The sequence below is a fragment of the Aeromonas media genome (assembly GCF_000819985.1).
Lineage (GTDB): Bacteria > Pseudomonadota > Gammaproteobacteria > Enterobacterales > Aeromonadaceae > Aeromonas > Aeromonas media.
Map to the genome: position 1 here is coordinate 1 of NZ_CDBZ01000016.1, position 14,312 is coordinate 14,312.

Sequence of the window (14,312 nt, forward strand, 5' to 3'; positions counted from 1 at the left end):
TTATTATCTGAATTCCCGTAGTGCCAAACATCAAGTCCGGCCAGTCTTCCCTTATTTCACTCGGTCAAAGAACGGGATCTCCTGCTTGATCTGTCGCTACATTTCGTTTACATAGACAAAATGCGAACTAGATCACGGAAATCATCATGAGCCCCACCACTTACCGCTGGCTGTTTATCGCCGTCATTGCCCTGGTCGCCTGGCGTCAGCTCCCGCTCTCCACCGAGCAGGAGCTGGCGGCGGCCAACCGCGCCTGGCGGGTGGGTCACTTCGAGCAGGCGACCGGTATCTGGCAGCCGCTGGCCGAGCAGGGCCAGCCCAGGGCGCAGGCCCTGATGGGATGGAGCCATGAGCTAGGGCAGGGGAGCGAGCAGGATCTGGTGCAGGCCATCCGCCTCTATCGCCAGTCCGCCGAGGCGGGAGATGCATTTGGCCAGTACCGGCTGGCGGAGCTCTATCTGCGCGGGGTAGGGGTGCCACGGGATCTGCGTATCGCCTTTCACTGGATGGAGCGGGCGGCCCGCAACGGGGACGTGCCCGCCATGCTCAAGGTGGGGGTGCTCCATCTGATGGGGGCCAACGGTCGGGTCGACATGGCCGAGGCCAAGCAGTGGCTCTATCAGGCCTCACAAAAAGGTAACAAGTTGGCGTTGACGGTATTGCAGGAGTTGGCGCTGGCCGAAGAGGGTCGCAGCGCCTTCGATTTCAATGGCCAGTCACTGCTGGGGGAGGGTTAACCCCTCAGCGGCTGGCGGTGATCTTGCCCGGTGTCACGTCGGTGACATAGAGGGTGCTGCGATCGGCGCTGTGCACTATGCTGCATACCTCGCGCTTGCTGCCATCGCTCAGGATCACCAACTCCCCGAGATGGACGGGGCAGTGTGTCGTCAACAGGTGATCCGGGTGGATAATCTTCTCCGCATGCTCCGGAAACGAAATGTCATAGGTGTACATCATGTTCTCCTTGTTCAGGCAGACGCCTCACTGGAACCCTAGCACACAGAGGGCGAGGTGGGACCCACATCGCATGTGCATCGTTCCGGTGCCTCTGTTGACGCCTCTCCTCGCTTCCACTTTCCATGGTATACAAAATCGGCAAGGCAACTTGTCTGAGTCGTGACGTCTGATACAATCCTCCGCTGTACCTGTCCATTGATGGCCTTGCACACCCAAGAGGGTGTGTACCACTTCTGCGTACCAACCGTATTGTGAACGGTGAAACTCAGGGGTGAACTGCTTGAAATGAAAGGTTTTCTCCAACCTGCATGTGCCCTTTGGTAGGGGGCACCACTGTATAAGGAAACACCGAATGCCAATCATTACTCTGCCTGACGGCAGCCAACGTCAATTTCCCCACGCCGTTTCCGTCATGGACGTCGCCGCTGACATAGGTCCGGGCCTCGCCAAGGCGTGCATTGCCGGCCGTGTGAACGGTGAACTGGTGGATGCTTGCGAGCTGATCGAAGCCGATGCCTCCCTGGCCATCATCACCGCCAAAGACGAAGACGGTCTGGACATCCTGCGCCACTCCTGTGCTCACCTGTTGGGTCATGCCATCAAGCAACTCTGGCCCCAGACCAAGATGGCCATCGGTCCTGTCATCGACAATGGTTTCTACTACGACGTTGATCTCGACCGCACCCTGACCGATGAAGATCTGGCTGCTCTGGAAGAGCGCATGCTGGCGCTGGCCGCCAAGGATTACGACGTCGTCAAGAAGAAGGTCTCCTGGCAGGAGGCGCGCGACGTGTTCGAGGCCCGCGGCGAGACCTACAAGGTCGAGATCCTGGATCAGAACATCGCCCGTGATGATCAGCCCGGTCTGTATCATCACGAAGAGTACGTCGACATGTGCCGCGGCCCTCACGTGCCGAACATGCGTCACTGCCACCACTTCAAGTTGCAGAAGATGTCTGGCGCCTACTGGCGTGGCGACTCCAACAACAAGATGCTGCAGCGCATCTACGGTACCGCCTGGGCCGACAAGAAGCAGCTCAAGGCCTACCTGCAGCGTCTCGAGGAGGCCGCCAAGCGCGACCACCGCAAGATTGGCAAGCAGCTCGACCTGTACCACATGCAGGAAGAAGCCCCCGGCATGGTGTTCTGGCACAACGATGGCTGGACCATCTTCCGCGAGCTGGAAACCTTCATCCGCGGCAAGCTCAAGGAGTACGATTATCAGGAGGTGAAAGGCCCCTTCATGATGGATCGCGTGCTGTGGGAGCGTTCCGGTCACTGGGAAAAATATGCCCAGGCCATGTTCACCACCCAGTCCGAGAATCGCGAGTACGCCATCAAGCCGATGAACTGCCCGGGTCACGTGCAGATCTTCAACCAGGGCCTGAAGTCCTATCGGGACCTGCCTCTGCGCATGGCCGAGTTCGGCTCCTGCCACCGCAACGAGCCCTCAGGCTCCCTGCACGGTCTGATGCGGGTGCGCGGCTTCACTCAGGATGACGCCCACATCTTCTGTACCGAAGATCAGATCATGGAAGAGGTCTCGGCCTGTATTCGTATGGTCTATGACGTCTACGGCACCTTTGGCTTCGAAAACATCGTGGTCAAGCTATCCACCCGTCCCGAGCAGCGCATTGGTTCCGATGAAGCCTGGGATCGCGCGGAAGCCGCCCTGGCGGAAGCCCTGGTGCTCAACGGCCTGAAGTACGATCTGCAGCCGGGGGAGGGTGCTTTCTACGGTCCCAAGATCGAATTCACCCTGCACGATTGTCTTGATCGTGCCTGGCAGTGTGGTACCGTGCAGCTCGATTTTGCCTTGCCGGGCCGTCTTGGCGCTACTTATGTGGGCGAAGACAACGAACGTCACGTACCCGTGATGATCCACCGGGCCATCCTCGGGTCCCTCGAGCGTTTCATCGGTATCCTGACCGAAGAGTACGCCGGACTGTTCCCGACCTGGCTGGCACCGACTCAGGCCGTGGTCATGAATATCACGGATAATCAGGCCGATTATGCGGTGAAAGTTGCCAAGGCATTGAATGATGCGGGCCTTCGCGCAAAAGCGGACTTGAGAAATGAGAAGATTGGCTTTAAAATCCGCGAGCATACTTTGAAGCGAGTGCCTTTCATGCTGGTCTGCGGTGATAAAGAAGTAGAAGCCGGCAAGATTGCACTACGGACTCGTAAAGGGGCTGACCTGGGTTCTTATCCTGTTGAAGAGCTGATAGCTCTGTTAACCCAGGAAGTTCAGACCCGCGGACAAAAGAAAGTGGAGGAATAAGCTATAAAAGGCGGAAAAAAACTGGGCAAGCAACCGCAAGCCCGCGCTCACCGGATCAATGAAGAGATCCGTCTGAAAGAAGTTCGTCTGACTGGTTTGGACGGTGAAGCCATTGGTATCACCACCATCCAGGATGCCCTGAACTTGGCCCTTGAAGCCGGAGTGGATCTGGTCGAGATCAGTCCTAACGCTGAGCCGCCCGTTTGCCGAATCATGGATTACGGCAAATTCCTCTACGAAAAGAGCAAGACCACCAAAGAACAGAAGAAAAAGCAGAAAGTCGTCCAGGTAAAGGAAATCAAATTCCGTCCTGGCACTGACGAAGGCGACTATCAGGTAAAACTACGCAACCTGGTTCGCTTTCTGGAAGACGGGGACAAGGCGAAGGTCACCCTGCGCTTCCGTGGTCGTGAAATGGCCCACCAGGATCTTGGTATCAAGGTTCTGGAGCGAGTCAAGAACGATCTGGAAGAGTTGGCCGTAGTCGAGTCGTTCCCGAAAGTCGAAGGCCGTCAAGCTGTGATGGTCCTCGCACCCAAGAAGAAATCTTAAGGCCCACAAGAAATTGACTCATGGGCTCGCCCCATGAGTCGGTTCGCCTTGCGATTTTGTTGTCACTCACAATGCGGAGTATGAAATGCCGAAGATGAAAACCAACCGGGGTGCTGCAAAGCGCTTCAAGAAGACTGGCTCAGGTCGCTTCAAGTGCAAGCACAACCACCTGCGTCACATCCTGACCAAGAAGAGCAGTAAGCGTAAGCGTAAGCTGGGGCCGAAGTTCATGGTTTCTGCTGCCGACCACAAACGTGTTGTCGCTTGTCTGCCGTACGCATAAGGGGGATGTGAAAAATGCCAAGAGTTAAACGTGGTGTGACTGCTCGCGCTCGTCACAAGAAAGTAATGAAAGCCGCCAAGGGTTACTACGGCGCCCGTTCCCGTGTCTACCGCGTAGCGGTACAAGCGGTAACCAAAGCTGGTCAGTATGCCTACCGTGACCGTCGCCAGAAGAAGCGTCAGTTCCGTCAGCTGTGGATTGCGCGTATCAACGCTGCAGCCCGTCAGAACGGTCTGTCCTACAGCCGTCTGATCGACGGTCTGAAGAAAGCTTCTATCGAGATCGATCGCAAGATCCTGTCCGATATCGCCGTTCACGACAAGCTGGCTTTCACCGCCCTGGTTGAAAAGGCCAAAGCAGCTCTGGTTTAATCCGGTTCTGTTATGAAAGATAAAAGGAGGCTAAGGCCTCCTTTTTTGTTGCCCGTTTTTTACTTTCGACCCTGTTTGCCACACAGCGCATCAGCTGTGGTTGCTGACGTGAAAATGTCTGATATGCCAACAAACTGCTACAGGTATTCAATATTTTAAGCGAGTGAGAAGAACGACTTGAGACTCACTTGATATAACAAAATGATTTATAGGGAGAAAAGCCCGCCGTAACTATGGTCAGCGAAGGGGCTTTTTTTGTATTATTCCCCTCTTGACCTTATTTAGCCTACAGGCTCCTGTTTCGGGAGTGGTGACGAGGAAGACATGCAACAGCTTGAAGAAGTAGTCGGCCAGGCCAAGGCCGAAATTGAGGGCGTAAGCGACATCGCCGCCCTCGACGAAATCCGGGTCAAATATCTGGGTAAAAAGGGCTTTTTCACCGAGCAGATGAAGGGCCTGGGCGCCCTTTCGCCTGAGGAGCGTCCCGCCGCAGGCGCGGTGATCAACCAGGCCAAGCAGCAGGTTCAGGATGCCCTGAACGCGCGTCGTGACGCCCTCGAAGTTGCCGTGCTGAACCAGAAGCTGGCCGCCGAGACCATCGACATCAGCCTGCCGGGTCGTCGCATCGAGAACGGTGGCCTGCACCCGGTGACCCGCACCATTGAACGCATCGAGCGCCTGTTTGGCGAGATGGGTTTCAAGGTCGAGCGCGGTCCCGAGATTGAAGATGGCTTCCACAACTTCGATGCGCTGAACATTCCGGCTCATCATCCGGCGCGTACCGATCACGATACCTTCTACTTCAATCCTGATCTGATGCTGCGTACCCACACCTCCGGTGTGCAGATCCGCACCATGCAGCAGCAACAGCCGCCGATCCGCATCATAGCGCCGGGCCGTGTCTATCGTAACGACTACGACATGACCCACACCCCGATGTTCCACCAGGTCGAAGGCCTGCTGGTCGACGAGCATGCCAGCTTTACCGAGCTGAAGGGCATCCTGCACGACTTCCTGCGCAACTACTTCGAGGAAGACCTGACCATTCGCTTCCGTCCTTCCTACTTCCCGTTCACCGAGCCGAGCGCCGAAGTAGACGTGATGGGCAAGAACGGCAAGTGGCTGGAAGTGTTGGGCTGCGGCATGGTGCACCCGAACGTGCTGCGTTCGGTCGGTATCGATCCGGAAAAATACTCCGGCTTTGCCTTCGGCATGGGCGTTGAGCGCCTGACCATGCTGCGTTACGGGGTCAACGACCTGCGTGCCTTCTTCGAAAACGACCTGCGCTTCCTCAAGCAGTTCAAGTAAGGGCGAGAGAACATGAAATTCAGTAAATCCTGGGTGATGGAGTGGGTCCGCACCGAGTTGAGTGACAACGCGCTGGCCGAGCAGATCACCATGGCCGGTCTTGAAGTGGACGCCATGGAAGCGGTGGCTGGCCAGTTCAACAATGTGGTCGTGGGTGAAGTGGTCGAGTGTGCCCAGCATCCGGACGCCGACAAGCTGCGGGTGACCAAGGTCAACGTGGGCGAAGCTGAGCTGCTGGACATCGTCTGCGGTGCGCCGAACTGCCGCGCCGGCCTGAAAGTGTGTGTGGCCAAGGTCGGGGCGACCCTGCCGGGTGATTTCACCATCAAGAAGGCCAAGCTGCGTGGCCAGCCGTCTCACGGCATGCTCTGCTCCTTCAGCGAGCTGGGTATCGACGTCGAAGCCGATGGCATCATCGAGCTGCCGCTTGATGCGCCCATCGGGACCGATATCCGCGAATACCTCGCGCTCAACGACGTCAGCATCGACGTGGATCTGACCCCGAACCGTGCCGATTGCCTCGGTATCGCGGGGCTCGCCCGTGAAATCGGCGTGCTCAACAGCGTTGACGTGGTCGAGCCGACCTGGGCGCCGGCTGTTGCCACTATTGATGCGACCTTCCCGATCCGGGTTGAAGCAACCGCCGATTGCCCCCGTTATCTGGGCCGCGTCATCAAGGGGCTGAACCTGCAAGCCATGAGCCCGCTCTGGATGCAAGAGAAGCTGCGTCGTGGCGGTATCCGCTCCATCGATGCTATCGTCGACATCACCAACTACCTGCTGCTGGAATACGGTCAGCCGATGCACGCCTTCGATCTGGCTCGGCTTGACGGGGAACTGGTGGTACGTCGCGCCCGTAGCGATGAGCCGATGACTCTGCTCGATGGCAACGAAGTGAAGCTCAAAGAGACCACCCTGGTGATTGCCGATGCCAAAGGCCCTGCCTGCATGGCCGGCATCTTCGGCGGCGATCGCACCGGTGTGTCCGAGACCACCACCGACATCCTGCTGGAGTGTGCCTTCTTCGCGCCGCTCTCCATCACAGGCCGTGCCCGTGCCTACGGTCTGCACACCGACTCCTCCCACCGCTTCGAGCGCGGGGTGGATCCCGAGTTGCAGGCCAAGGTGATGGACCGTGCTACCCGTCTGCTGCTGGATATCTGCGGTGGTGAAGCGGGTCCTGTCATCGAGGTCAAATCCGATGCCCATCTGCCCAAGGCTGCCCCCATCAAGCTGCGTCGCGCCAAGCTCGACAAGGTGATCGGCATCAGCGTGGCGGATGCGCAGGTGGTCGAGATCCTGACCCGTCTCGGCATGCAGGTCACAGTGGATGCTGACGGTTGGACCGCGCTGGCGCCCTCCTGGCGTTTCGACATTGCCATCGAGGAAGACCTCATCGAGGAAGTGGCCCGCATCTACGGCTATAACAACATCCCGAACCTGAAACCGGCGGCCTCTCTGGCCATGGTTGAGCAGGCAGAAGGGCAGGTGACCTTGAAGCGGGTGCGCGACCTGCTGGTCGATCGCGGTTTCCAGGAAGCGATCACCTACAGCTTCGTGGATCCCAAGGCTCAGCAGACCCTGTTCCCCCAGAGCGACGCCATCGTGCTGCCGAACCCCATCTCGGTCGAGATGTCCGCCATGCGCGTGTCTCTGTTCCCGGGTCTGGTGCAGGCTGTGGTCTACAACCAGAACCGTCAGCAGGGCCGTGTGCGTCTGTTCGAGCAGGGCCTGCGTTTCATCAAAGACGCGAACGCCGAAAACGGCATCCGTCAGGAGCCCATGCTGGCCGGCATCATCACCGGCAACCAGAGCGACGAGCACTGGGACGTCAAGAGCCGTGGCAGCGACTTCTTTGATTTGAAAGGGGATCTGGAAGCGGTATTGGATCTCACCGCCGAAGGGGCCACCTTCAGCTTCGAGCGTACCGAGCACAGCGCCCTGCACCCGGGTCAGAGTGCCGCTATTCTGCGCAATGGCGCCGTCATCGGCCATATCGGCGTGATCCACCCGAGCCTCGAGAAGAAGCTGGGACTCAAGAGCCGCGCCGTGATGTTCGAGCTGGAGCTGGACAAGCTGACCCCTGCCAAGGTGCCGGTTGCAGCCGAAGTATCCCGCTTCCCGGCCAACCGTCGTGATATCGCCGTGGTGGTAGATCGTCAAGTTCTGGCAGGCGACGTACTGGCAGTAATTAAAAAAGTTGGCGGAAATCAGTTAGTTGGAATAAACTTGTTCGACGTATACCAGGGTGCTGGTATGGCAGAGGACAAGAAGAGCCTGGCCATCAGTCTAGTGTTGCAAGACACCCAGCGCACCCTGGAGGAGAAAGAGATTGCCGAGACCGTAGACAATGTCGTGCGGGCCCTTGGTGAAGAGTTGAATGCATCCTTGAGGGATTGATCTATGGCGCTTACCAAAGCCGACATTGCAGAGCACCTGTTCACCCAGCTCGGGATGAGCAAGCGTGAAGCCAAAGACATGGTGGAAGCCTTCTTTGAGGAAATCAGACAGGCGCTCGAGCGCGGTGAACAAGTCAAAATTTCAGGCTTCGGTAACTTTGATCTTCGTGAGAAGAACCAGCGTCCTGGACGTAACCCAAAGACGGGTGAGGATATTCCCATCAGCGCCCGTCGTGTGGTGACCTTCCGGCCTGGCCAGAAGCTCAAGGCCAGGGTAGAAAATGTTGAACCCAACGAGTAAAAGAAAGCCAGGCAAATGCCTGGCTTTTGCGTTTCTATGATAAAGACCCTATTTCTGCTCGGTGCGCTGCTGGCCCTGCCGCTGCGTGCCGCCATGCTCCCCCTGTCAGCCGAGACCCAGGCGTATGTCGATACGCTCACCGAGCTGACTTTTTGTTACCCGGTCCTGCAGCGTCCTCCCTATCTGGAGGAGCAGGGGGGGTTGCTCATCGATCAGATGAAACGACTGGCCCTGCAACTGCCGGTGCCGCTGCGCTTCGAAAAATTGCCAAACTGGACTGCAACTCTGCAGGGCTTGCAGCACGGACAGTGTGATCTCATCCCCCATGTGGGACCTGCCAGGGAGACCCTGCCCGGTACGGCCTTGAGCCGTGCCATGCTGGAGGCGGAGTCCGCCATCCTTTATCGAGGGGAGCTCGAGCAGGCGACCTTCCTGGTCTCGCCCATCTGGCAGGCAGAAGAGACCCTGCAGCGGCTCTATCCCCACTCCTCCCAGTTGCGCCTGACGGATGCGGAGAACTGGTATGGGGCTCTGGTGGCGGGCAGAGGCAGCGCCTACCTCGGCGACTATCTGCAACTGCGCTATCTGATGCGCGAGTTCCCGGATGAGGGGCTGCGCCTGCGGCGGTTGCGCAGCGACGATCTGGTGATCAGCTACCGGCTGATGATGGGCGACAGGCCGCAATTGCACGAGCTGATAGACACGGCGATCCGCTTCCTGCCACCGGGTAACCTCTACCGGGATCTGGGGCGCTATCTGCCCCAGAGCGAGCAGGACATCAATCCCTTGCACTTCACCGACAAGGAGCAGGCCTGGCTGGTTGGTCGCGCGCGCACCATCAAGCTGGTGGCGGATCCCGGCTTCATGCCCTATAGCGGCGTCAATCAGCAGGGTGAGCTCGTCGGCTGGAGCGGCGATGTGCTGCGGGAAGTGAGCCGCCAGACGGGGCTGAATTTCGAGCTCATCCCCGTGACAAGCAAGGAGGAGGCGCTGGCCAGGTTGCGCAGCGGGGAGGCCGCCATGATGGCCGGTCTGCTGGAGTCTCCGACCCTGCACGAGGAGTTCGAGTTCACCCGTGCGGTGGCAACCAGTCGCTATGCACTGGTCAGCCGCAAGCGGGGGGCTTATAACGCCCTTGCCGAGGTCAAGGGCAAGGTGGTCGTGCCTCGTATGCTCTACGACACCAGCCTGCTGGCCCGGTTTGGGCAACACGACTGGGCGGTGACCGACAACCTGCAGCAAGGGTTGGCTGCGGTGCAGAGCGGTGAGGCCGATGCCATGCTTGCCGAGCTCTATCAACTGCAATATCCGCTGCGCAACAACCAGCTGAGTGAGCTGAGCATCACGGAGCTGCCGGAGGTGTTTGGCCTCGGCTTTGCCATCAGGCGGGATCAGCCAAGGCTCGCCGGGGTGCTGGAGCAGAGCCTGATGACGATTAACGACAGGCAGGTGAGCGAGCTGGTACAACGTTGGCGGCGCCTCGTCCTGAACCAGCAAGAGGGGGTCAGTTACGGATTCTGGCTTGGCTCTGTCCTGTTGGCGCTCTTGATCAGCGCGGCAGTGATCTGGTCAGTCTGGCGCTCCCGTCAGCAGCTGGCCCAGGAGGCGCGCGAGCGTCATAAGGCCGAGCAGGCGTTGGCGCTGGAGAGCAAGTTCAGGGAGTCCCTGTTCCAGGCGTTGCCCGTGCCTGTGTTTTTGCGCAATGACAAGGGGGAGGTGATCAAGCGCAACAAGCGGGCCAAACGGATGGAGGCGCGTTACGCCACCGATCTCGTCCTGCCGTCTCCCCAGTTGCAAGGGGCTGAAGGGGAGATCGCCTTGCGGGATCAGGTTTACTCCTATGCCCAGATCCCGCTGCGCCTGGGACCCCAGGCGCCCGCCGGGGATCTCATCGCCCTGTCCGACATCAGCGCCCTGCGCGAGCGCACCCGTTTGCTGCGTCAGGCGGAGCGACGCCTGCGGGCCCTTACCAATACGGTGCCCGGAGTGGTGCTGCAGTTCACCCTGCTCGGAGGGGCCATCACCCGGGTGGAGTTTGTCAGTCGCGGCAGCCATGAGCTGCTGGGGCTGGCCAGTCAGCAGATCCGCCTCAATCCCAACGAGGCGCTCACCCGCATCTCGCACCAGGACAGGCGGGAGATGCGGGCTCCCATGCTGGCCATGTTGCAGGCCGGGCGCCCTTTCTCCCACCTGCTGTGCTACCAGCATCCCGGCAAGGGCACGCGCTGGCTGCAGTTCTCCGGCAGAGGGCGCCGGCAGGGGGAGGGGTGGCGTGTCTTTGGGGTAGTGCAGGATGTGACCAACCGGGTCGAGCAGGAGCACTCCCTGCAACTTTCCCACGAGCAGGCCCAGCAGGCTGTGCTCGCCAAGGGACGCTTCCTCGCTGCCGTGAGCCACGAGATCCGCACCCCCATGAACGCCATCCTGGGTCTGCTGGAATGGCTGGATCAGACCGAGCTCTCTGCGGAGCAGGCCTCGGTGCTGGCGCACGTCAGGCAGGCGGGCAACGAATTGCTGGGGCTGCTCAACGACGTGCTCGACTTCAGCCGCAACGAGAGTCGCCAGCTGCGGCTCTCCCTGCAGCCGACCGATCTGGTGGAGCTGTGCGAGCATGTGGCGGCGGTGCACTGGTCCAAGGCGCGTTCCAAACGCCTGCAACTGCGTCTCAACCTGGACCCGACGCTGCCCGCCCTGATGGCGCTGGATCCTCACCGGGTGCAGCAGGTGCTGCACAACCTGCTCTCCAACGCCATCAAGTTCAGCGAGCGGGGCGAGGTGGTGCTGTGGGCCCGCCGGCACGGGGAGTGGATCTGGTGCGGGGTAGATGACGAGGGGCCCGGCATCAGTGCCGAGTTGTTGCCTCGGCTGTTCCTGCCCTTCGAGCAGGGGGAGGAATTGGGACAGCTCAGGGCCCAGGGTACTGGTCTCGGGCTGGCCATCTGTCGTCAGTTGATGGAGCAGATGGGAGGGAACATCCGGTTCGAGCCGGTGGCCACCGGCGGCAGCCGCTTCATTTGCGCCTGGCCACTCAGGCAGGTGCAGGAGAAGGCGCCCTGGCAGCCACGGTTCAAACAGATTTCTCTGCAGCTCCCCCCCGAGGCGCTGGCATACATGCGGGCCTGGCTCGCCGAGTTTGGCGTGACCGAGGAGGCGATGGCGCCCGTTCTTGCCGTCACCCTGGATGAGCAGGGGTTGAGTGCCTGGTCCTGGCAGGGAGAGCCCTGGATCCCGGGCTCTGTGGTGAGCCTGCTGCAACCCAGGTTGGCTCAGGGGGGCGGGGAGGTCGCGGATCTGCCGGGAGCCGGTATGCGTGTCCTCTTGGTGGAAGATCACGAGGTGAACCGGGTGTTGATCAGCATGCAGCTGAGTCAGCTGGGAGCCCGGGTACTGAGCGCCGCCAATGGCCGTCTGGCGCTGGACATCCTGCAATCGGAATCGGTGGATCTGGTGCTGACCGACCTGCAGATGCCGGTGATGGACGGTGCCGAGCTGTGCCGGCAGTTGCGGGCTTCGGCGCGCTGGCAGCAGTTGCCCGTCTATGTGATCACCGCCGATCTCAGCGAGCAGGCGGCCCAACGTCTGGCCGATTGTGGTTGCCAGGGCCATCTGGACAAACCCGTCCTGTTGAAGGAGCTGGCCATCTTGCTGCGCACCGTCTCGGGTCGCAGCAGTGGGCCTCTGGCGGAGGACGCGGCTGTCAATGCCACGCCCATGACGACCCTGCTCAATCCGGCACTCATCAACCTCTACCTGGTGTCGGCTCGCCAGGATCTGGCTGATATTGAGGGGTGCGTCACGACAGGGGATGAAGGTGCCCTCAATACGGCTTTACACAAGATGAAGGGGGCCGCCAAAATGGTGGGGGCCGCCGCCTTGGTTCAGGTGATCGAACGCTGGCAGCGAGCCCCCGGGCAACCCCTGGTGGAAGAATTGAAGCAGGCCGTGGAAGAAGTCTGCCGGCAACTGGGCGAGAGAGCATGAGATGATCATCACAGATGAAGAGTTATTGGCGTTGCTGGAGTCTGACGTCAGCCAGGAACCCGTATTTCACCCCGTCAGCGTCTATGCCCTGGACGCTGTCTCACACCGGGCGGCAAAGGAGGCGGGCTTGCCGGCCTATGCCAGCCTGCACCGTACTCGACCCGACGCGAGCTGGCAGTGGGAGGGGTTGTTCGCCGCCGGGGCCATCGCTCTGTTCGATCCCGCCTCCCATGCGGGAACCGACTATCTGCCGCGGCTGCAGACTCCAGGGGTGGGGATCTATCGCCTGTCGGATCCCTGGCTTGAGGGGGTGGAGGCTCGGGAGCAGGGGTGGCGGGATTGGCTCGCCCAGCTCCAGATCCTGCTGCTCGAGGATCATCCCTTCCAGGGAGCCTGCATCCAGCAGGAGATCCAGGCGCTGGGACTACCCTGCCACTGGGTGCAGGACGGCGAGGGTTGCCTGCAGGTGCTGGAAGAGGGGGACGTGGGACTGCTGGTCTGCGATCTCAGTCTGGCGGAGCAGGATGCCATCAGTCTCTTGATGAACCACCCCCAGTACCGTCGTTTGCCCATCATATTGCTGTCCGCCCACGATCAGACCCTGATTGACGGGGCCAGACGCCTGCTGCACGACGCCGGCTTCAACGTGCTGGCCGCGCTGGCCAAACCGCTGCAGAGCGACGATCTGCTGCGTCTGCTCAAGACGCTCTATCTGGGGCCGCAGCGTCAACGCAGACTGGGTGGCTTGAAGCGTACCATTCGCAGCTGGCAGGGAGAGGCGCGGGGTCAGCTTGGTTTGCTGGCGGATGCGGCCTCTTGCCCTCTGCCGGTCTGGCTGGCCGTGAGCAGCCTGCCCCCGCACTGGGAGCCCCTCAAGGCATGGCTGGAGCAGCATGGCCGGCAGGCGAGCGAGCTGACCCTGGTCATCCACCGGCGGGATCACCTGCTGAGCCAGGCGGATCGCTTCGCCCTGGTGTTGCAGGCGAGTCTGGCGGGGGCCAGGCTCGCCCTGCTGCTCGACAGTGCCCAACATCTGCCTTTCGATCAACTGGAGCGATTGCCGCTCCAGAGCCTGCTGCTGGGGCAGCATCTGTTGCCGGAGCTGGAGGCCATAGCCGCGGACTCCCTGCTGGCCCGTTTCATCCAGCGGGCCCGCGAACTGGGCATGGCCCTCTATCTCGACGATCCCTTCAACCTGCAGGATGCCGCCCAGTGGCAGGATCGCGGCATGGCGGGGCGCTGGTAGCCCGTGCCGCGCTATCTTTGCTGGCCTCCCGATGAGGCGCGCCTGCACCGGGCACTGGCGGGTTGGGTGCATCCCGGCTCACGGGCATCCTTGCCCTTGATGATGGACGTGGGCGGCATCCCCTGCCGGTTGCAGGAGCTGGCAGGGGCCGATCCCGAACGCTTGAAGGCGGCCTATGAGGCGCTGAGCGAACAGAGTGTCTACCTGCGTTTCATGCGCGCCAAACAGCCAGTCACCGCCGAGCAGCTCGCCTTCTTTCTCGATTATCCCAGAGCGCCCCAGATAGGGCTGCTGCTCACCGACGAACAGGGGCGGCCGCTGGCCATGGCCCAGTCCATCCGACGGCGCCTGCATCCCGACAGGGCGGAGTTCTCCTGCATTGTTGCGGATCATTTTCAGCATCGGGGCGCCGGGCGCCGCCTCTTGCTGGCGCTGGCCCTGCTGGCGCGCGGGGAGGGGATCCGCGAGTGGACCGCCGAGGTGCTCGGACAGAATCGTCCCATGCTGGCCCTGCTGAAGGGGTTGGGGCTCCCGCTCACCCTGGTGACGGGCCGGGAGATGGTGTTTGTCCGGCTGGACTTGAGCGTCCTCGATACCCTGATGCCCCGGCATGCATAAGACCAAGGGCGAATG

At 60.7% G+C, this 14,312-nt stretch carries 12 protein-coding genes; 11 read left to right on the plus strand and 1 reads right to left on the minus strand.

Annotation, left to right across the window (positions count from 1 at the left end; translation table 11 throughout):
• Nucleotides 1–146 precede the first annotated feature (146 nt).
• Complete coding sequence (locus tag BN1127_RS01450; protein WP_042648224.1) at nucleotides 147–737, plus strand: tetratricopeptide repeat protein; 591 nt, start codon at nucleotides 147–149, stop codon at nucleotides 735–737.
• A 4-nt stretch (nucleotides 738–741) separates the two neighbouring features.
• Here BN1127_RS01450 and BN1127_RS01455 read toward each other — a convergent pair whose 3' ends face one another.
• Nucleotides 742–954: a hypothetical protein gene (locus tag BN1127_RS01455; protein WP_041205815.1), complete on the minus strand. Its 213-nt coding sequence runs from the start codon at nucleotides 952–954 to the stop codon at nucleotides 742–744.
• Between the two features lie 355 nt (nucleotides 955–1,309).
• Here BN1127_RS01455 and thrS point away from each other — a divergent pair, with 355 nt between their 5' ends.
• From thrS to BN1127_RS01505, 10 genes are all read left to right on the plus strand, one after another.
• Entirely contained in the window at nucleotides 1,310–3,238 is a 1,929-nt protein-coding gene (gene thrS, locus BN1127_RS01460; RefSeq protein WP_042648225.1) for a threonine--tRNA ligase, read from the plus strand.
• Between the two features lie 21 nt (nucleotides 3,239–3,259).
• Nucleotides 3,260–3,790: a translation initiation factor IF-3 gene (gene infC, locus BN1127_RS01465; protein WP_205597183.1), complete on the plus strand. Its 531-nt coding sequence runs from the start codon at nucleotides 3,260–3,262 to the stop codon at nucleotides 3,788–3,790.
• Between the two features lie 85 nt (nucleotides 3,791–3,875).
• On the plus strand, nucleotides 3,876–4,073 hold the full coding sequence (gene rpmI / locus BN1127_RS01470) for a 50S ribosomal protein L35 (RefSeq protein WP_005315535.1): 198 nt from the start codon (nucleotides 3,876–3,878) through the stop codon (nucleotides 4,071–4,073).
• A gap of 14 nt (nucleotides 4,074–4,087) precedes the next feature.
• Nucleotides 4,088–4,444 carry a 50S ribosomal protein L20 gene (rplT, locus tag BN1127_RS01475; protein ID WP_010674800.1) on the plus strand — a complete coding sequence of 119 codons (357 nt, stop codon included), beginning with the start codon at nucleotides 4,088–4,090 and terminating at the stop codon, nucleotides 4,442–4,444.
• Nucleotides 4,445–4,768: 324 nt separating this feature from the next.
• Nucleotides 4,769–5,752 carry a phenylalanine--tRNA ligase subunit alpha gene (gene pheS / locus BN1127_RS01480; protein WP_042648226.1) on the plus strand — a complete coding sequence of 328 codons (984 nt, stop codon included), beginning with the start codon at nucleotides 4,769–4,771 and terminating at the stop codon, nucleotides 5,750–5,752.
• 12 nt (nucleotides 5,753–5,764) lie between these two features.
• The gene (gene pheT, locus BN1127_RS01485; protein ID WP_042648227.1) at nucleotides 5,765–8,152 is read left to right on the plus strand and encodes a phenylalanine--tRNA ligase subunit beta; all 2,388 of its coding nucleotides are present in this window, start codon (nucleotides 5,765–5,767) and stop codon (nucleotides 8,150–8,152) included.
• Between the two features lie 3 nt (nucleotides 8,153–8,155).
• Complete coding sequence (gene ihfA / locus BN1127_RS01490; protein ID WP_005300715.1) at nucleotides 8,156–8,452, plus strand: integration host factor subunit alpha; 297 nt, start codon at nucleotides 8,156–8,158, stop codon at nucleotides 8,450–8,452.
• A 54-nt stretch (nucleotides 8,453–8,506) separates the two neighbouring features.
• Nucleotides 8,507–12,433, plus strand: a complete 3,927-nt coding sequence (locus BN1127_RS01495; protein WP_042648260.1) for a response regulator — start codon at nucleotides 8,507–8,509, stop codon at nucleotides 12,431–12,433.
• Nucleotide 12,434: 1 nt separating this feature from the next.
• Nucleotides 12,435–13,679 (plus strand): response regulator, encoded by a 1,245-nt coding sequence (locus tag BN1127_RS01500; RefSeq protein ID WP_042648228.1) that lies wholly within the window; start codon nucleotides 12,435–12,437, stop codon nucleotides 13,677–13,679.
• 3 nt (nucleotides 13,680–13,682) lie between these two features.
• Complete coding sequence (locus BN1127_RS01505) at nucleotides 13,683–14,297, plus strand: GNAT family N-acetyltransferase (RefSeq protein WP_042648229.1); 615 nt, start codon at nucleotides 13,683–13,685, stop codon at nucleotides 14,295–14,297.
• Nucleotides 14,298–14,312: the final 15 nt, after the last annotated feature.